The sequence below is a fragment of the Sphingobacterium sp. WM genome (genome assembly GCF_029542465.1).
Lineage (GTDB): Bacteria > Bacteroidota > Bacteroidia > Sphingobacteriales > Sphingobacteriaceae > Sphingobacterium > Sphingobacterium cellulitidis.
Window position 1 is genome coordinate 3,214,965 of the sequence record NZ_CP120709.1, and the last position, 19,619, is coordinate 3,234,583.

The 19,619-nt window shown below is 36.9% G+C and carries 19 protein-coding genes and 1 tRNA gene; 8 read left to right on the forward strand and 12 right to left on the reverse strand.

Annotated elements, in window-relative coordinates; all coding sequences use genetic code 11:
- Window positions 1-110 precede the first annotated feature (110 nt).
- From PZ892_RS13690 to PZ892_RS13705, 4 genes are all read right to left on the reverse strand, one after another.
- On the reverse strand, window positions 111-2,219 hold the full coding sequence (locus PZ892_RS13690) for a S9 family peptidase (RefSeq protein WP_094279875.1): 2,109 nt from the start codon (window positions 2,217-2,219) through the stop codon (window positions 111-113).
- A gap of 138 nt (window positions 2,220-2,357) precedes the next feature.
- Complete coding sequence (gene creD, locus PZ892_RS13695) at window positions 2,358-3,851, reverse strand: cell envelope integrity protein CreD (RefSeq protein ID WP_094256222.1); 1,494 nt, start codon at window positions 3,849-3,851, stop codon at window positions 2,358-2,360.
- 112 nt (window positions 3,852-3,963) lie between these two features.
- On the reverse strand, window positions 3,964-4,266 hold the full coding sequence (locus tag PZ892_RS13700; protein WP_094256223.1) for a transcriptional regulator: 303 nt from the start codon (window positions 4,264-4,266) through the stop codon (window positions 3,964-3,966).
- A complete protein-coding gene (locus PZ892_RS13705) occupies window positions 4,263-4,886 on the reverse strand; it encodes a hypothetical protein (protein WP_094256224.1) in 624 nt (207 codons plus the stop codon). Before PZ892_RS13705 ends, PZ892_RS13700 begins: the two co-directional genes overlap by 4 nt.
- Window positions 4,887-5,271: 385 nt before the next feature.
- On the opposite strand from PZ892_RS13705, the gene PZ892_RS13710 reads away from it, so the two are divergent.
- Window positions 5,272-5,353 (forward strand) — tRNA-Leu (locus PZ892_RS13710).
- Between the two features lie 71 nt (window positions 5,354-5,424).
- Window positions 5,425-6,759 (forward strand): trigger factor, encoded by a 1,335-nt coding sequence (locus PZ892_RS13715; protein WP_094256226.1) that lies wholly within the window; start codon window positions 5,425-5,427, stop codon window positions 6,757-6,759.
- 64 nt (window positions 6,760-6,823) lie between these two features.
- Here PZ892_RS13715 and PZ892_RS13720 read toward each other — a convergent pair whose 3' ends face one another.
- From PZ892_RS13720 to PZ892_RS13730, 3 genes are all read right to left on the reverse strand, one after another.
- Window positions 6,824-7,462, reverse strand: a complete 639-nt coding sequence (locus PZ892_RS13720) for a hypothetical protein (protein ID WP_094256227.1) — start codon at window positions 7,460-7,462, stop codon at window positions 6,824-6,826.
- A 50-nt stretch (window positions 7,463-7,512) separates the two neighbouring features.
- Window positions 7,513-8,184 carry a hypothetical protein gene (locus tag PZ892_RS13725; RefSeq protein ID WP_094279872.1) on the reverse strand — a complete coding sequence of 224 codons (672 nt, stop codon included), beginning with the start codon at window positions 8,182-8,184 and terminating at the stop codon, window positions 7,513-7,515.
- A gap of 97 nt (window positions 8,185-8,281) precedes the next feature.
- Window positions 8,282-9,718 (reverse strand): DUF3943 domain-containing protein, encoded by a 1,437-nt coding sequence (locus tag PZ892_RS13730; RefSeq protein WP_094256229.1) that lies wholly within the window; start codon window positions 9,716-9,718, stop codon window positions 8,282-8,284.
- A gap of 196 nt (window positions 9,719-9,914) precedes the next feature.
- Here PZ892_RS13730 and PZ892_RS13735 point away from each other — a divergent pair, with 196 nt between their 5' ends.
- Window positions 9,915-10,604: a hypothetical protein gene (locus PZ892_RS13735; protein WP_094256230.1), complete on the forward strand. Its 690-nt coding sequence runs from the start codon at window positions 9,915-9,917 to the stop codon at window positions 10,602-10,604.
- A gap of 51 nt (window positions 10,605-10,655) precedes the next feature.
- Here PZ892_RS13735 and cysM read toward each other — a convergent pair whose 3' ends face one another.
- The 4 genes from cysM to PZ892_RS13755 are packed head-to-tail and all read right to left on the reverse strand — an operon-like array spanning window position 10,656 to window position 13,523.
- Entirely contained in the window at window positions 10,656-11,528 is an 873-nt protein-coding gene (gene cysM / locus PZ892_RS13740) for a cysteine synthase CysM (protein WP_182499651.1), read from the reverse strand.
- A complete protein-coding gene (locus PZ892_RS13745) occupies window positions 11,528-12,337 on the reverse strand; it encodes a serine O-acetyltransferase (protein WP_141202059.1) in 810 nt (269 codons plus the stop codon). Before PZ892_RS13745 ends, cysM begins: the two co-directional genes overlap by 1 nt.
- 27 nt (window positions 12,338-12,364) lie before the next feature.
- Complete coding sequence (locus PZ892_RS13750) at window positions 12,365-12,748, reverse strand: DUF3037 domain-containing protein (protein WP_094256233.1); 384 nt, start codon at window positions 12,746-12,748, stop codon at window positions 12,365-12,367.
- Window positions 12,738-13,523, reverse strand: a complete 786-nt coding sequence (locus PZ892_RS13755) for a HipA family kinase (RefSeq protein ID WP_094256285.1) — start codon at window positions 13,521-13,523, stop codon at window positions 12,738-12,740. Before PZ892_RS13755 ends, PZ892_RS13750 begins: the two co-directional genes overlap by 11 nt.
- Before the next feature lie 407 nt (window positions 13,524-13,930).
- Between PZ892_RS13755 and PZ892_RS13760 the strand changes: the two genes are divergently transcribed.
- The 5 genes from PZ892_RS13760 to PZ892_RS13780 all read left to right on the forward strand — a co-directional run bounded on the left by PZ892_RS13760 (window position 13,931) and on the right by PZ892_RS13780 (window position 17,896).
- Window positions 13,931-14,470 (forward strand): DUF1599 domain-containing protein, encoded by a 540-nt coding sequence (locus tag PZ892_RS13760; RefSeq protein ID WP_094256286.1) that lies wholly within the window; start codon window positions 13,931-13,933, stop codon window positions 14,468-14,470.
- A gap of 7 nt (window positions 14,471-14,477) precedes the next feature.
- Window positions 14,478-15,683, forward strand: coding sequence for a BT_3928 family protein (locus tag PZ892_RS13765; RefSeq protein WP_277711441.1), 1,206 nt, complete (start codon window positions 14,478-14,480; stop codon window positions 15,681-15,683).
- Complete coding sequence (locus tag PZ892_RS13770; protein WP_220476827.1) at window positions 15,680-16,210, forward strand: shikimate kinase; 531 nt, start codon at window positions 15,680-15,682, stop codon at window positions 16,208-16,210. Before PZ892_RS13765 ends, PZ892_RS13770 begins: the two co-directional genes overlap by 4 nt.
- Complete coding sequence (locus tag PZ892_RS13775; RefSeq protein ID WP_094256235.1) at window positions 16,200-17,153, forward strand: glycerophosphodiester phosphodiesterase family protein; 954 nt, start codon at window positions 16,200-16,202, stop codon at window positions 17,151-17,153. The genes PZ892_RS13770 and PZ892_RS13775 overlap by 11 nt, the downstream gene beginning before the upstream one ends.
- A gap of 155 nt (window positions 17,154-17,308) precedes the next feature.
- Window positions 17,309-17,896, forward strand: coding sequence for a hypothetical protein (locus tag PZ892_RS13780; RefSeq protein WP_094256236.1), 588 nt, complete (start codon window positions 17,309-17,311; stop codon window positions 17,894-17,896).
- 99 nt (window positions 17,897-17,995) lie between these two features.
- Here PZ892_RS13780 and PZ892_RS13785 read toward each other — a convergent pair whose 3' ends face one another.
- Window positions 17,996-19,483 carry a succinate CoA transferase gene (locus tag PZ892_RS13785; protein ID WP_094256237.1) on the reverse strand — a complete coding sequence of 496 codons (1,488 nt, stop codon included), beginning with the start codon at window positions 19,481-19,483 and terminating at the stop codon, window positions 17,996-17,998.
- Window positions 19,484-19,619 lie beyond the last annotated feature (136 nt).

Genomic DNA, 19,619 nt, shown 5'->3' on the forward strand with positions numbered 1-19,619 from the left:
ATTAAGTAAAGAATGTAAAACAAGATATAAGACCCAAAATAAAATCTTGTTCCTATACATTCAAAAAGCCGATTCAATTGAATCGGCTTCTTTATTTTTTTAGTTTTTTATTATTTATTCAAGGTTTCATTTAACCATCCGAAAAATTCTCGTTGCCACACTTGTGCGTTATGGCCCGAAAGAACCCAATGGTTCTCGTCTGGTAAATAAACTAGCCTACTTTTAACCCCTCTAATTTGAGCAGCTTGGAAGGCCTCTAAACCTTGTCCTATCGGAACTCTATAATCTTTCCCTCCTTGAAATATCAAAATAGGAGTATCCCATTTCTCAACTAAAGTACTCGGATTGAATTGAGTATAGGTCTTTTCATTCGCTTTATCCCAATAAGGTCCACCCAATTCATAGTTTGCAAAAAACAACTCTTCTGTAGTTCCATACCAAGACTTCATATCAAATAAGCCACAATGGGAGATAAATGATTTAAACCTTCCTTCATGTACTCCTGCTAATTGAAATACAGAATATCCTCCATAACTTGCTCCAACAGCTCCAATCTTTTCTTTATCAACATAAGATTCCTTGGAAAGATCATCAATCGCCGATAGATAATCGTTGATCGCTTGGCCTCCCCAATCCTTAGAGATTTGCTCATTCCACTTTACGCCCCATCCTGGCATACCACGTCGGTTTGGTGCAATGACTATATAGCCTTGCGATGCCAATAATTGAAAGTTCCAACGGAAGGAATACGATTGAGTAACTGCTCCTTGTGGACCTCCTTGACAAAACAAAAGGGTTGGATACTTTTTGCTTGGATCAAAATTAGGGGGATAAATAACCCATGAAAATAAATCCTCACCGTCGGTAGCTTTCGTTACTCTACTTTCTACTTTGGTATCAGCGACCTTACTGTACAATTGATCATTCACAGTCGTTATCGGATTTAATTTTTTGGACTTAAATGCATAATGATAAACCTCATTTGCACGAGTCATTTTAGATAAAGTAACAACCAATCCATCCTTAGTTTCACCTACAATCCCATTGATATCGAATTCACCATTTGATATCTTATTGATGATTGGCAATGCTCTATTTTTAAGATTACTAGGAATAAGCAATTCAAAAATCTGAACTGTACCTTCAGTAGGTGCTAAAAAGTAAATTTTCTTATTATCCTTGCTCCAAGTATAGGAATTGATTGTACCATCCCAATGAGCAGTCATATTCAATTTGATTCCAGTTGATGGTTCGCTGATATAGATATCGTTTTTATCCGATTCATAGCCTTCAGTTTTCATACTCATCCAGCTCATCAATTTTCCATCCGGACTGAAATTCGGGTTATTGTCATACCCATTCATTCCTTCAGTAAGATTACTGGTTTGACCCGAAGCTAATTCATATCGGTAAATATCCGTATTGGTACTCTGAGCATACTCTGTCCCAAATTTCTTCTTACATACATATAGAACAGCCTTGCTATCTGGCGTCCATGCAAAGTCCTCAGCCCCACCAAATGGCATCGTAGGAGAATAAAATGGCTCAGCACCCAACAGGTCTTTAGCCTCTCCTATTTTCCCATTCTCATAACTGGCAACAAATGGATGATTGAATTTGCCATCATTCCAGGTATCCCAATGTCTATAATCCAAATTATCGTAGATATATACATTTGATTTAGGTAAATCCTTATATTTATCAGTGCTATGGTAATCTTTCACCAAGACTTGCTTGCTAAACAGAATGTGTTTCCCATCAGGTGAAATTTTTACATTTTCTAAACCACCTTCATAATTCGTTAACTGTACAGAGTTTCCATCTTTTAGGTTTTTCTTCCAGATTTGTCCACTGAACATATACAGCACATCATCTCCCTCAACCTTTAAAACAGATTCTCCACCAGCTTCGGAAGTGAATTGTTTGGCAACTCCTCCTTTTACAGGAATAACAAAAAGGTTCTTCTCCGATTTGTTTGCGTCGAATTCATAATTCGATACTCCGTAAATTAATTGAGTTCCATCTGCTGATAGCCCTTCTCCACTTACTCTACCCAATTCCCAAAGCATTTTAGGACTCAAAGGTTCCACATTTCCCGAACGTCTAACTCGATTCTCTACTTTTGGTCGCTCCACCTTTTGGGGAACTTCTTTTCCTTCTTGTGCAATAACCATATTATTGATCAATAAGAGTGCTCCAATCCATGATATCTTATGCATATTAAAAACGATTTGCCCGCCAATTTACTAAAGTTGACAGGCAAATCGAAATCAATACCTAATTTCCACGACTGACTTTCCAAAATAATAGCCAGATGCTGGTGAGATACATTCTTATTGATGTTCTATTTAACCTTATCATTGCTTTTCAAATTGATACCAGTTAATTTTTGTTGAGATTTTCATTAATACCGCCAAGATGATGAATAAACCAATGGTTCCTACAATTAACGAATAGTCGCGAAGTTGAAGCAGTACGAAAATAAAACTATAGAATAGGGCTAATATGGCTGCAAAATTCAAGGCTGATTTCAAATCCTTGGTAATTGCTTTAATAAACGATGAAATCAAGACAATTGTTGCGATAGCTGCAATTAAATATGCAAAATTAAATCCAATATGCTCCGAAATTGCCAATAATAACGCATAGAATAGAACCATAGCAAAACCTATTAATACATATTGAATGATGTGTACTCGTTGTTTTTTGATAATCTCCATGAAAACAAGTGATACAAAGGTCAACGCGATCACCAAAGCGCCATACTTAGTCACTCGGGTTGTTTTCTGATAGTTATCAACCTGTGGTAAGAAATTTACCTGAACCATATCATAATCGGTGGAGGTCAGCTGATTGCCAGTGCCGGCAACCCTTGGCTCTGGCATACCTGGACCAACATAATCCCTAGGATGCGCATCTTCACCCGATAGATCGATCCCTTGATATGTATAAATACTATAAGGTTCTCCTGTCCATTGTTGAGCTTGTTTCCTGCTAAAGTCTGGAATATTCCAACTTGCCTTGAATGTGGAATTTACCTCGCGCTCATCTGGTAAAAAATTACCATTAAAACTTGGGTTAGCCCAATTACCTGAGGCATTGATCTTGGTGTTTTTTGCCAATGGTAAGAAGTTCAAAGATTTAGAACCTTTTAGATCAAAATTTATTTCAAATGGCTTGTTCAAGGATTCATTCCCTTCCAATGGGATGTCAACTGTTAAATTTTGGGGGAATAAATCAATTTCTAAATCATACTTCCCCATTTCAATGCTCTTCCCATCCCATTTAAAGGTTGGACTCGCGGATAATCCTTTTAAGTCCTGTATCCCAAAAATCAATTTAGCCTGATTCCATTTCAATTCATTAGGTTCAACTTTTAACTTACTTAAATCAAATGACCTAAAGTTCCCTTTTATATTAATCTTGGAATTATAAACAATAGCTTGATAAATTCCTCGCTTTAATGGTTGGGGCTCAACTGTCGCAGAAATCTGTGCTTGGTCTGCCATTAAGAATGCATATTCTGTGACAACAGTCGTCACTAAGGTACTAACACCCGAACCATCATCGTTACTTTTCATCCGCTCTCTAACGACTTCATACGGTACAGCAATGATGGGACTTGCTACAACTTGATCCATCCCCCATTTTCTCGCTATCTCTGTAGAAACACTCTCCTCTCTCGTATTACGCTCCGAAATCAAATCCCCAATTAATCCCAAAGGAATCAATAGGATCAACATTAAAAAGAAAATGATAAAGATCTTGACAATTAGGGATGACCCAACTTTTTCCATAAAGGTCTTTTGAGAACTGTTCTCCTTGCCTTCGTTAATTGAATTATTTTCCATGTTTAATAGTGTTTACTTGTAGTTTTTGTTATTTTTTTATCTAATGATTGTTGATTTAATTTATTTATCCATAAAGTACTTTGTGTTTCAAAGTGGAGGCGCAAAAAAAATATTATTTATACTGTTGCTTGATTAAACTTTCCAAGGCAATGATATGATTTTCAAATGCTTTAGCGCCTACATCTGTTTTACTATAACTTGTATTCGGTTTTCGATCTATAAAGGTCTTCGTGACCAAAATATAGCCCTCCTTTTCAAGATTCTTTAAATTTGAGGCTAGATTACCATCTGTAACTTCCAACAATTCCTTCAATGAATTGAAATCATAGGACTCGTTGGCCATCAAGATACTCATGATCTGAAGCCTTACCCGATTTTCAAAAACCTTATCATATAATGTTAAATCCAAACTCACTTTCTTTCGTACTTTTTATGGACAATTAACCCGTAAATGATATGTAGTACGCCAAAGCCTAATGCCCAAAAAACAACGCCATATCCAGGGAAGGCCAAAGCTAACAAGCCTAATACAATTTCCAAAATCCCAAGTACCCTTACTTCTCGAAAGGTAAAAACACTCGCTGCCGCTAATGACAATCCATAAAAAATCAGTAAGGTAGAGGCGATTAATCCAAAAATTCCCTTGCTAAGTAATATAATGGAAAATAATCCTCCAGTAACCAACGGAATAGCCATTGCCTTTAATAAGGCTTTGCTTGTTGGATTCCAGATACTTTGCCCTGATTTCTTAGCCTTGGACTTAGCCATGCTCACTCCTACCGCAATTGAAATAAACAAAACCAAAAATGCAATGATGATTAATTTCCATAATATGGCCTCATCCAGAACGTAGTAATCACGGTAGCCAAATTCACTCTTAGTCCCATATACGACAAAACAAGCGGCAACTGAACCCAATAAGGCTAAACAACCTATCAAAACTCCCGATAGTCCACTAATAGACATAAACTTCGATGATTTCTCCATCATCGAACGGATTTGACCTATTTCCTTTAAGATATCTTTCTGCTCCATAAAAGTACTTTGTGTTTCAAAGTAAAGAAGAAAAAAGTATCCAAACAAATATTTTTTTTATTTTTTTTCTCCTCAATGGTCCTTATTCTAACCTAATTATTCTCCAAATACCCTCCATCCCCGATAATAACCAAATTAATAAGTACATTTTTACACGTTGTAGTAATAATTCTTTCCTGAAAAATAAACCTAACCCAGCTCAAAATCCTTCCATTTTGACCAATATCAGCCCCAAATCCCCATTTAAAGTCCCCTCAATTAGCTTATTTAAAAAATTAGGCAGTTAAAAAACAAACAGTTACATAAAAAGTATTAAAAATTAAAAGAAAACACTTGACATATATAGGTTTGGTTTCTATCTTTGTGGCTCAATAAAATCCTAACTGCGGAAGTGGCGTAATTGGTAGCCGCACCAGACTTAGGATCTGGCGCCGCGAGGCGTGGGGGTTCGAGTCCCTTCTTCCGCACTTGATGTCCTCCTGAAAACGAAAAATCAGGAGGACTTTTTTTATTAATTGCGAAAAGCTAAAAAAAGAGTATGAATATTTCACACCAAAACATTGATGACATCAACGCTAATATCCAAGTGGAAATAGCGCCTGAGGACTATAATCCACAGGTTGATAAAGCAATTAAAGACCAAGCAAAACAAGCTAAATTACCAGGTTTCCGCCCAGGAATGGTACCTACCGCACATATTAAACGTATGTATGGTAAAGCAATCTTATTTGATGAAATCAACAAAATTATCAATGATAAAATTGCTGAATACATCGGTGAGCAAAAACTAGAAGTATTAGGTCAACCCCTTCCTAAAGAAGAGGATAAAGACGGACAATACAACTGGGACTTTAAAGATACTTTCAAATTCGATTATGAGATCGGCCTTGCCCCTCAATTCGAAATCCCTTTCTCTGCTGAAACTGAATTCACGGAATACGATATTAAAGCAGATGATGCAACCCTAGCTGAACGTATCAAAAACCTTCGCCGTAGCTATGGTAAAATGACTAATCCTGAAGTTTCTGAAGAAGGTGACGTACTTTACGCTACTTTGAAACAAGATAAAGAAGATGGTATCGAAAAAACAACTTCTATCCGTACGGATATCGTTGAAGATGCTAAAATCAAAAAAGCATTGGTAGGATTGAAAAAAGATGATGCTGTAAAAGTAGATGTTAAAAAAGCATTTAATACCGCTGACCTTGCTCGTATTCTAGGTATCACTGAAGATGAAGCTGAAAACTTAGACGTTACTAAATTCGAATTGACTGTTAAAAACATCAATAGATTAGAAGAGTCTGACTTGAACCAAGAGTTTTTCGATAAATTGTTCCCTGCTGGTGAAGTTACTACAGAAGAACAATTCAATGAAAAAGTGAGAGAAGAAGTTGAAAACTTATTCAAACAAAACTCTGCTCAAAAATTACGCAACGATATGTATACTTTCGGTATGGATAAAGTTGATGCTAAATTCCCTGAGGATTTCTTGAAAAAATGGTTAAAAGCAACTAACCCTAATTTGGATGCTACTGAAATCGAAGAAGGTTTCGAAGATTTCTTGAACAACTTGAAATGGACGATCATCGAAAACCGTATCGTAACAGCAAACAACTTAGAAGTTAAATATGATGAAGTAGTTGATTTAGCAAAAGAACGTATCTACGCGCAAATCAAAATGTACAACATCAATGAAGAACCTACTGATGAGCAATTGCAACAATTTGCAATGCAATTATTAGGCGACAGAGAACAAGCTAACCGTTTGTTCGAAGAAGTGAAAGCTTTAAAAGTTTTCGATCAATTGAAAGATTCTGTGAAAATCAAATCTAAAAAGATTGACTTCGACAAATTCGAAAAGCTTGATAAATAAGCATTACAAGAATTAGTTATAAAATTAAAAAAGGTTAACGGAATACTTCGTTAACCTTTTTTAATTACAAGTTTTTTGAAAATCCAACTTTTATATAGAGCCCTAACCCCCAATTCCCTTCAGGAGCTTTCATACTTATAGGTCCCATTTCATAATTGAAACTAAATTCCTTACCTATATCCCGATTGATTCCCCAAGTAGCAGCAAATCCTGTCGCAATTCCTTTATCAAAATAGGTCTTTTCTTTGGCTATATAGTCTCCTTGTCTAACATCAAATGTCCAACCAGACATTAAGCCTAAATAGCGTAGTGCAATGAAATTTGCTGAATTACGCTTAATCGACAAACCATCCCTCGAGCGAACCTTGAATCCGTAATATTTTTTTACAGCAAGGGACCATGTTGGCATCAAAACGCTTGTTTTATGATATTGATTCCAACGGTCCTTATCACCGATAGGAAGAGCATGAAACCGGCTTAATCCCCCCATGGTAAGTCCAGCCTGTAATTCAAAGACTCCATTTAAGAAAATGGGCCTTTCAAATTGATAAGCTAACATAGGCTTTACGATATTCGCTCGGATGCTATGATTTTCAACCACAAAAGATTTGCTAGAGTCTATCACACTGGAATTAACTTCTTGCGCTTGAATGAAGGATAAACCAAGTAGAAAAAGCAGGTTAATTAATAAAGAAGTTCTCATATAGAATAATAAAACTCCTTAAAATTTAAGGAGTTAGTCAGCATAAATCGTCAAAATGTTTTTGAAAATCCTACTGTCAGCCAAAATGAAGGAGATAATCCTGAATTAGAAGCATAAATTACACTTGGACCTAACTCCAAGTTAAAATTGAAATTCCTTCCTAAATGCCTATTCATTCCCCACAGTCCAACCAAAGCTACTCCACCATCATTATTAAATCTTGACGATTTACTCACAACACCATTTATGTTGACACTTTCACTTTCCCAACCATGCAAAAAACCATAAAGCCTTCCACCAAAATAATTAGCCCCATTATTGCTAATATCTCTTCCTTTTGCATACCTTTTTTCAATATTATAAAAATGCTTCACCCCAACGGATACTAATGGTGCAAGAAGAAATGAATTTCTATCACTTTGATAATTTTCATTAATATCAATTGTAATTGATCCTTTTCCAAATTCAAATCCAGCCAACATTCCGACTTTGGCATCTAGTACCGTTTTTGGACCTAACGGTGTTTCATATTGAAAGTGTAAAAAGGGTGCCAAAATCGATAAATTCAAGCTCATCGTGGGAGTGACAAAGTCTCCCTCAAACTCAGTTATTTCGGAAATAACGGAATCTTGCTCTTGAGCAAAAATATTGACAGAATTGCTTAGAATTAGACATAATAAGACCGCAATTCTTTTTAAAGTGTTAAGTAATTGTTTACTCATACAGATATTGATTTTAGCGCAAAAATATTACTATTAAATCAATATTCATAACAAAAAAATAGTTGTTTGTGAATTTTTTTAACTATTATTTATTCATCTAAAAGAAAATATTATAACCCACCGACAATCGTCCATAAGGGTATTCTCTATTGAAATCTGGGTATTGCTGATCATAAAAATGCCCCTGAAGATTGAAATATCCTGAACTCAAATTGATGGACCAACGCTTATATAAACGCAGGCTGGCTTCCACATTCAAGCCATGCAAAACATAATATGAATCTGTACCTGAAATAGTAAAAAACACCCCTCCATTATAATCGGCACTTAAAATAAATCGATCTAAAAGCATCAAATCCCCACGAAATCTATACGATGCACCTGGGCCATAATTATAGTTCCTACTAGCGCCATACAACAAATATGGATCTGGTACCGCAGCCAATATCACCGCTCCAGCACCAACAGTTAAATTTAACCGATTCCCTTTTTTATACCGGAACTCAGACAACCAATTGTAATTCAAGCTCTGCCCACCATAGAAAAAAGCATCGTTATTATAAAAGTCATAATGGGCATTCAGGGTACCATAGTGATCCCCTTTTTTAGACTTGAAGAATTTAGCCCCATATAAAAGAGCATGAACATGCACCCCATTGATAAAGGAGCTATCCCCATTTCCCAATTCAAGGTTGACCGAGAATTGATCAAATGGTCTTTTATAATTATGCTCACCATTGCTATAGATAAACCGTAATCGTCCATAAAAAGCATTTTTCCCTTCATTTAGAAAGTCTCCTTCCTTGGCATCAAACCTTCGTATTCCCAAATCAACCTCCGCTTTAATATTTGATGAATCCGCTCCATAATAATCATCAATCGGCTTTCCCCACTTCCCATCCAATAATCGATTCAACCCATTGATTGGATTCACTAGTGTAGCCACAATTTCATTCCCAATCCGGTTATGATCCGTACGATTTCTAGCCAAGATATTTCTTGAAACCCGATGCATCATCTCCCCCATCAAAATCCCCCCAAAGGTAGTATTCACCAAATCATTGATCGATGGATGTTGTGTTTCTCCGGCGGTCTCCCATATATAGCTTCCTGCTACCGTCGCCAAACTGGATTGATAAAAGTTATATCCATTACTCCGAAATGCATTGAAATATATCTGTCCATGAAATGGGTGATCAATCTGATTCGTCGTAAATTGGTTATCATCCCAATCCCAGGCACTAAAACGTTGATGGTCCAAGAAGTTCTGAAAGCTTATGTATGAATAAGGGTCTTTGGTGATGAATCTATTAAAGGAGGCAGGTAAAGCCTGCGCCAGAAACCATTGCGTTCCTGCTCGCCAAAACTTCTTTTCTCTTTTTGGATTCAGATCCCATTTCAGGGTATCTTTAATAAAATCAGGAGATTCCGTAAGAACGGATAAACTGTCATTCCGAAACTTAATGGTATCTCTAACAACCTCCTTTTCAACCTGTCCAAATGAATTGATAATGGATAAAAGAAAAACCCACATCAAAAGAAATAGTGTCCTGTGATTTAATTGCAATTCTGTAAAATTTTAATTTGGCGTAAAAATAAATCTTTAACCCGTATTCTTAAACTCTAATAGGGATTCCTACCCCCTTATGACAATTGCCGCAACCTTGGAAAAACAGTTTTGCCTTTAAATGGTTTTATTTATATTTAGGATTAACCAACAGAATCACAACATGAAAAGACTAATTTTAAGTTTTGCCATTCTGCTGATGGGCTTTGCAGTCATTGCCCAACCCAAGCAGCCCCTACATGGAGCATACCTCGCAAAAGATGGAAATATCAATCATTTATGGCTATTCGTGGATGGCTATAGCTCTTATATTCAATATGAGGATAATAAATACATTTCTACTTGGGGTGGACCTTTTAGCACTGATGCCAATGGAATACAAGTAAAGGTGGAATACAATGATGCCAATCCGGCTGAGGTGGGAACAGAAAAGAATACGGAAGCCCAATTGAATGCCCAAAATATTAGCATGGGCAATCTTACCTTTCAGAAACAAAAAGCCAAAAAACAAGACCTTGACGGTTTATGGAGAATTACCGGAAGAATGGAAAAAGAAAAGATGTCTACCATTCCTCGTGGAGATCGGAAAACCATCAAAATTTTAGTCGATGGATATTTCCAATGGATAGCCATTAATCCAGCTGAAAAAGGATTTTACGGAACTGGTGGAGGCACTTATTCTTTTAAAGGGAAAAAGTATACAGAGAATATCCTATTCTTTTCAAGAGATAATAGCCGCGTTGGAGCCTCTCTATCCTTCGATGGAGAAATCAAAGATGGCGCTTGGCATCATAGTGGTCTTAGTTCTAAGGGGGATCCAATTCATGAAATCTGGTCGAGAGACAATAAATAAATATTTTTAAAAAAGCGGGTTATTTTTAAAAATAACCCGCTTTTTTATTTCTTATCCAAAAAGATCCGAACTCAGATATCGATCTCCGCGATCACAAACAATAAACACAATCACGCCTTCTTCAAGCTCATTTGCAACTTTCAAGGCTGCATGGAAGGCTCCCCCTGAACTCATCCCCCCAAAAACCCCTTCTTTTTTCGCTAATTCCCTTGCCCTCTGTACCGCATCCTTCTGGTCTATTTCAATAACACGATCTACACGTGAAGCATCAAATATCTTTGGTAAATACTCCTTTGGCCATTTCCGAATCCCAGGAATTGAAGATTCATCATTAGGTTGACAACCTACAATCTGAACATCTGGGTTTTGACCCTTTAGGAAAATTGAACAACCCATGATTGTACCGGTTGTACCCATAGCACTCACAAAATGGGTAATCTTTCCTTCCGTATCTCTCCATATCTCAGGACCCGTAGTTTTCACATGTGCCTCGTAGTTATCCGGATTTGAAAATTGATTCAAAATAAAATATTCGCCAGTTGCTGCTTTTTCCTCGGCATAATCCCGACTAACTTCCATGTTTTCCAACAAGGTCACTTTTCCCCCAAAGGCTTCCATCGTCAATGTCCTTTCTCTTGTGGAAGTTGAAGGCATAACCAGTTCGATTTCCAGACCAAACATGCTCGCAATCATTGCCAAGGCTATTCCTGTATTTCCGCTGGTAGCCTCTATCAACTTGCTGTCTTTGTTGATCTCTCCCCGTTCCATGGCTGAACGGATCATATTTAATGCGGCTCTGTCTTTTACCGAACCACCAGGGTTATTCCCTTCTAATTTCGCATATATTTTTACCTTGGGGTTATTATGAAATCCCTTGATTTCAACCATAGGTGTATTTCCAATTAAATCAATGATAGTTGCCATTATAGAATAGGTTTTGAGTCAATAAATTTAGAATTAGGCTGATGGTAAACTGTGGTGTAGGGATCTACACTATTAGTTAACCAAACATTTCCTCCAATTACGGAATGGTGACCAACGATAGTTTCTCCCCCCAGGATGGTTGCACCTGCATAAATAATAACATGATCTTCAATAATAGGATGTCTTTGTGTATTGGCCATGTTTTTCTCAACACTTAATGCGCCTAAAGTTACTCCTTGATATAATTTCACATGCTTACCTATCCTACAGGTCTCGCCGATAACGATACCCGTTCCATGGTCAATATGAAGGTATTCATCAATAAATGCCCCCGGATGAATATCTATTCCTGTTTTAGAATGTGCATACTCGGTCAATATCCGTGGAATTAATGGAATCCCTTGAATCCAAAGCTCATTTGCTAATCGATAGATACTGATAGCCAAAAAACCAGGATAGGTCCTTATGACCTCATTCAAACTCTGTGCAGCTGGATCGCCTTCCAATATGGCCTCCGCATCGGTCAACATTCGTTCATAAATCGAAGGAAGGTTAATAAAGAACTTCTCACTAATCTTTTTAATATTGCAACTTGAACAAGCTTTTGTCTTAAACAACAACAAATACAAATCAGCTTCTGCTTGTTTGAAAGCTGCTTCAATCTCTTGAACAGTATTAAAAGGTTTTGAATTGCGCTCTGGAAACAACAAATGCAAAAGCTCTACTGCCCATTGGGCAATCGCCTTATTGCTTGGCATATCTTGAACAGCCTGTTGTTTCTCATATATATGTTGATAAAAATCATCCATGATCATGGTTAGGTTGAGTTTTTTATTTTACTGTACTAATTTTTTAAATAATTCCTGATGCGTTTCTGCTGCATCAATACACAATCCAGGGTGTACTGCTGAACATTGAATCATCGTACTCCGCTTTGCGGTCAACCATCTGAATCGTTCGGTTTGATCCAATTGAGCCAAGGCTCCTCCTGCTTTACTCCCCAAACATACTTGCTTCATCGATTCTAAATGAGCACGAATCTGATCGAAATCAATATCCTTCGACAACAGACAACATCGTTCTTCATCCAATTCAAATAGTATATCTGCATATCGCTGCTTTCGACAATATAATAGAACTCCGACATTGACAAATTCTTCACGCTCAACTCGAGGTACCAACCGAACTACGGCATATTCATATAAAGTCCTATCCTGCATGTTGAATCTGATTTACAAAAATTTCTGAATGGGCCGCTCTTCTTGCAATAAACTCCACATATACCTCCCTAACTTGATCTGCACTAAGATTACGAACCTCATCAATTAACCATTCATCGGGAATTACCTCCAATATTTTTCTGATATTTTCCTTACTGAACAGACCTTTATATTCCTGATCCACTTCAACAACATGTTTTGCTTTTGAAAGCAAAACATGATCTTTGATCTGCACAAATGGCTTTCCAACGGTATCTTCCCAGTTATCCCAATTATGATGAAAGTAAAGCGCGGCACCATGATCGATCAACCATAATTCCTTATGCCAGATCAACATATTGGTGTTCTTCACAGTACGATCTACATTCATTAATAAAGCATCCAACCAAACAATTTTCGAAGCCTCCTCCGAAGAAATCTCATCCACATTCGCATCAAATGTGATGGCTCCATTCAAATAACTCACTCCAAGATTCTTTCCCACAGAAAATTTCAATAAATCCTGAATTTCCTCATCGGGCTCAGTCCTGCCAAATCCTTCATCTAAATTCGCATAAACCATTTCCGGAACACGCAATCCTAAAAATCTCGCCAACTCCCCTCCTATAAACTCTGCAACCAAGGCCTTCTTCCCTTGTCCAGCACCACGAAATTTAATGACATAACTAAAACCATCATCCGCATCTACCAATCCAGGTAGTGAACCTCCCTCGCGAAATGGCTGTATATATCGGATAATATTTACCTCTCTAATTTCCGGACGTTTTAATTCCATCATTCATTCTATTTAATATTTCAATAAACCCTAAATTCAGTTCCCTTTATCTTTAAAAACTAATTTCAGATAGCGCAATAATTATCCAACTACTTGAAATTCCCCATAAAAGGAAACCGCATTCATGCAATTTTAAAGTTAACAATTCCATTTTTTTTCATGCAATAATTCCACTTAAAACATCTAATACATTAGCATTTACCAACAGTTCATCGCAATTCTAAAAAATTGAACGAATCCCGAAGAGGCATCTTAGACTCCTAAACCCTGAATTATCTTGACATCAAAGTTAACTGAATACACTAATAATTATTGTTTATCGACGAAATTGGACATCAATGTGACTCTAAGGTTAATGATATTCTAGCTATATTTGTGAGACTCATACTATAATGAACAATTTATTTATGGATACAAATACAGAATACAATCGTATAATCAGCATCTGCCAGGAATTATTTATTAAAAAAACCAAAGACTATGGTACCGCTTGGCGAATTTTACGATTAAGTTCTTTGACCGATCAAATCTATATCAAAGCTGCTCGTATCCGTTCGCTGGAGGAAAAGAAAGAATCTAAGGTCGGTGAAGGTGTAGCCGAGGAATTTATTGGTATTATTAATTACTGTGTAATTGCGCTAATGCAATTAGAATTTGGAAATACGCTAAATGAAAACTTGGACCCTAACATCGTAGAACAAAAATATACTGAAAAAGTAAATGAAACCCGGGACCTCATGTTTGCCAAAAATCATGACTACGGCGAAGCTTGGAGAGATATGAGAGTTTCTTCTATGACTGACTTAATTTTAATGAAATTGCATCGTGTAAAACAAATCGAAGATAATGACGGTCAAACCCTAGTTTCTGAAGGATTACAAGCGAACTATCAAGATATGCTAAACTATTCCGTGTTCGCCCTGATTAAACTTGGTCTGGCAAAATAAAAACTATATGACTTATACACAAAGCTATTCCCAATCAAAACAACCTGAATCTAATGTTTTATTATGGATCGCTAGAATTCTGGTCGGTCTATTATTTATTTTCTCAGGATTAATAAAGGCCAATGACCCTATGGGCTTTGGTTATAAACTGCAGGAATATTTCCATGTGTTGAACCTGGGCTTTCTAAATGATTATGCTACATGGATAGCCATATTTTTATGCGCCTTGGAAATTATCCTTGGCGGATTATTGATACTCGGTGTTGCTGGTAAGAAAGTCGCTTGGGGACTTTTGTTGCTCATTATTTTCTTTACCTTCTTAACCTTCTATTCCGCTTTTTTCGAAGTCGTTAAATCTTGTGGATGTTTTGGTGATGCCATTCCATTAACCCCTTGGCAATCCTTTTTTAAAGATTTGGTCCTATTATTACTGATCGTATATATCTTCATAAAAAGGAACAAAATCCGACCATTCATCCGAAGTTTATTCACTAGAAACCTGCTTACTGCATTAATTATCCTAGCCTCTTTTGGAATAGGAATCTATACCTATTACTTTCTGCCTTTTATTGACTTCTTGCCTTATAAAGAAGGAAATAACCTTCCTGAACTTATGAAAGTACCTGAAGGTGCCGAACCTGATGTCTTTGAACATATTTATGAATTAAAGAATAAAACCAGCAACGAAACCAAAAAGGTAACAGACAAGGAATACATGGGGCAGAAAATTTGGGAAGATGAAAACTGGGAGGTCGTTGGTGACCCTCAAAGTAGATTGGTCAAAAAAGGTTATGAAGTAAAAATCCCTGATTTGATCATCAGCGATATGGATGGTACGGATAGAACTGAAGAAATTATCAATAACCCTTATTATAATTTTATCGTAGTGAGCACAGATTTAAAGAAGATGACTCCTTTTGACATTGCTGCCTTGGATCGAATTAACTCCACTATTAGAGACCTATCCGTCGACTATAATATCAGAGCTATCCTAGCAACTGCATCTTCTTCTGATGAAGTTAATTATATCAATGACCAAATGGACTTAGTATTGGAAACATTCTACGTGGATGCTGTTCCATTGAAAAGTATGGTCCGTGCTAACCCTGGGGTAATGTTGATGTTGAATGGTGTAGTGGTAAAAAAATGGTCCCAATACAATTTTTCAAGCAAACATGAGTTAATAACTAAATATCTAGATAAAGTAGAATGATTCAAAAACCAGTTTTCCTGATTGGATTCATGGGAAGTGGTAAGACCACTTGGGGAAAAAAATTGGCTAATGCTTTGCAGGTTCCATTTGTGGATTTAGATCATGAAATCGTCGAACAAATCGGAATGAGCATTCCCGAATACTTTTCAAAATATGGTGAAGAAAAATTCCGTGAATTGGAAAGAGAAGTCTTGATCGCCCAACAAAATAAATCCGGAATTATTTCTACCGGCGGAGGTACTCCATGCTATTTCCAAAATATGGATTGGCTGCTGGATAATGGAATTGTTCTCTATCTTAAACATAGCCCAAAGTCGCTTTGGAATAGACTTAACCAGTCTGACATCAATAAAAGACCTGCATTAAAGGGAATGACTGGAGATCATTTACTTCAATTCATTGAAAGTAAATTGGAAGAAAGAGCACCATTCTATGATCGTGCCCATATATTAGTTGACCAGTTAAATACAAACTTAGAAGAGTTAGTTTCACTTGTAAAAGCAAATATTGAATTATATGAGCAATAGGATTTTCTCATTCATCTCATTTAGTATTTTTATTGCCTTGCTGTCAACATCTTGTTTCAGGACAAACAGTTCTGCAAATGTGAACAACATGCCGCATGTTGACCAAGTATTTAATCTGAGAACAGTCGATGATCTCTATCATTTCCTGACCTACAATGAAAACTCCTACCCTTTGGTTAGTGCACATCGCGGTGGACCTTCTGATGGTTTTCCAGAAAATGCTATCCCAACTTTTGCTGAAGTCGCCAATAAAATGCCGGCCATCATCGAATGTGATATCAGTATGTCCAAAGATTCAGTATTGGTATTGATGCATGATGAAACTCTAGACCGTACCACGAATGGAAAAGGTAAATTGTCGAAGAAAACATATGAAGAACTGAGCCAACTACAGTTAAAGGATAACAATGGAAATCTGACAAATTTCCGCATCCCAACTTTGGAAGATGCCCTAAATTGGGGAATAGGTCGTGTTATCTACACTTTGGATGTTAAAAAATCAGTTCCTTATGAAAAGGTTATTGAATTGATTCGCAAAACTAAATCGGAAGCCAACAGTATTATTATTACTTATTCGGCCAATCAAGCAGAAGTAGTCAACCGTCTAGCTCCGGATATAATGATTTCTGCTACGATCAAAAACAGAGATGACCTAACTCGCCTAAGTGAACTTAGCATCCCAGATACCCGCTTAATCGCTTTTGTCGGCACTTCCGAACCTGACTCAACCTTGTATAGCTTGCTTAGACAACACGGCATTAAATCCATTTTAGGAACTATCGGAAACTTAGACCGATCTGCAGAAAAATCGGGTTATCAAATGTATGCTGATTTTATTGTTAGAGGGGCTGATGTACTTTCTACAGACAGACCTTTTGAAGCATGGAAAGCCTTGGATTTCTACATAAAAAAGAGAAATATAGAATCCCCTTTTATCAATTGATAATTTGGTAATATAATATTTATTTGCGCCCTGAAGGATTCGATTTTCAGGGCGCTTTTTATGTCAGTAATCATCCACAACAGATATTTTTTTATCTGAACGAAAACATTATTAATCGCATATTGTTGAATAATTAAAAAGAAAATAAAATTATTATGAAAAATTTACTACTAACATTAGCCTTATCAGTTGGCTGCTTAACTTATAGCTCAGCACAGGTAGAAGTGAAAACCGTACCACAATCATCAGCTGATGTTGGTATGGCTCCAATTAAACAAGGAAACTGGATGATTGGTGGTTCTGTAGGTAGCTTAGGTTATAGCTTTGAAGGAGAGTCATTCAACATTCAGTTAAACCCTAGAGCAGGTTACTTTATTTCGGACGGAATAGCGGTTGGTGCTCAAGCTAATCTGGGATTTACCTCTGGAAAAGATGACAATCCAAATGTTTGGGGATATGGAATTTCTCCTTTCGTAAGGTATTACTTCCCGGGTGGCGCAAGTGCAACAGGACGTTTCTTTGGTCAAGGGGATGTAGGTATCGGAGGTAGCTCCGCAGGTGATAATGTTTCATTAAACTTAGGTGCAAACGTAGGATACGCGCACTTTATTACCCAAACTGTAGCATTGGAAGTAATGGCAGGATATAATTATTCCAAAGCCAATATTAATGCTTCTGGAACTCAGAATGGTCTAGGTTTGTCAGTTGGTTTCCAAATTTACTTACCTGGAAGAAATAGATAATTCTCGAATTTAGTTTCCATTAGTCCATTTTTAATGGATAAAAAAAGCTTAGGAAAATCTTCCTAAGCTTTTTGCAATAAATAAAACCTGAGTTTAAAATTATTTTTTCATGCTGCCAGTCTCATTGAATCGGATATGCCAGCTAAAGGCTTCTTCCAATAAATGTGGGGTATGCCCTCCTCGTTCACAAGCGCGATCAAAATAGGATTGTAATTCTTCTTTATAATCTGGATGAACACAGTTATCAATTATTTTTTGAGCACGCTCTCTAGGTGCTAATCCTCGCAAGTCCGCTAATCCTATATCTGTTACTAAGATATCCACATCATGCTCCGTATGATCTGTATGGGATACCATTGGTAAAATATGGGATATCTTATTGTCTTTAGAAGCCGCTTGGGTAACAAAAATACTTAGGTAAGCATTCCTTGCAAAATCGCCTGAACCTCCTATTCCATTCATAATCTTTGTACCCCCTAGATGCGTAGAATTCACATTGCCATAAATATCAAACTCAATTGCTGTATTGATCGCAATGATTCCTAATCGACGAATTAATCCCGGGGTATTGGAAATATTTTGTGGGCGAAGGACAAATTTATCCCGATATTTTTGAAGGTTATCAAACACACGGCTATAACATTCTTTGGAAACTGTAACCGATGATGCCGAAGCAAAGCTTAATTTTCCTGCATCCATTAAATCAAATGCTGAATCTTGCAGTACCTCCGAAAACATGGTTAAATCATAGAAATTACTATGTAAAAACCCAGTCAATACCGCATTGGCTACTTTTCCAATCCCCGCCTGAATCGGTAATAAACGATCAGTCAGGTGGCCTAAATTCACCTCTTCTTCAAAAAATTCTAATATATGCTTCGCTATATTGGTTGTTTTTTCATCTGGTGGAGCAATATCCGCCGGAGAGTCCAACTCACTCGTAAAGACAATGGCTGCAACCTTATCCGGATTCAACGGAATCGATTTCCGACCTATTTTATTCCAGGGCGCAACAATCGGAATAACATTCCTATGGGGATAATCCTCCGCTTGATAGATATCATGGATCCCATAAACATTCTCATGAATGGATGTATTTACCTCCAAAATGACTTTTTTGGCTAAGGAGGCAAAGGTTACTGAATTACCAACCGATGTGGTTGGTACAATACTGCCATCTCTATCGATATAGGCCACTTCCAAGATAGCGATATCTACATCTGGTAAATTCTTATTATGTAGAAGCTCGGCACTTTCACTTAGATGTTGGTCTATAAAAAGTACTTCGCCACTATTGATCTTGCTTCTTAAGACTGGATCTACCTGAAATGGCATACGCTTCTTCAAAGCTCCTGCCTCAGCTAATTTCCCATCGGTACCATGACCTAAGGAGGCTCCTGTCATTAAGGTGATTTTTATGTTTTCTTTCTTCGCACGCTCTGCTAAAGCTGGTAAGATTACCTTACTATCTCCAGCTTTCGTAAATCCACTGGAGCCGACAACCATACCGTCTTCAATTAATTTAACGGCTTCCTCGGCGGTAGTCACTTTTTCTTTAAGTCTTTCTAGACGTATTCTATCCAACATATCAATTCATTTATGTACTCCTCAAAAGAGTGAGGCAATATTAATCAATATTTTATTTATAAAATTATCCATTATAGCCACTTACTTTTTTAATAAAAATTAAAAGTAAGCAGTTACTTACATACCCTTTCACAAG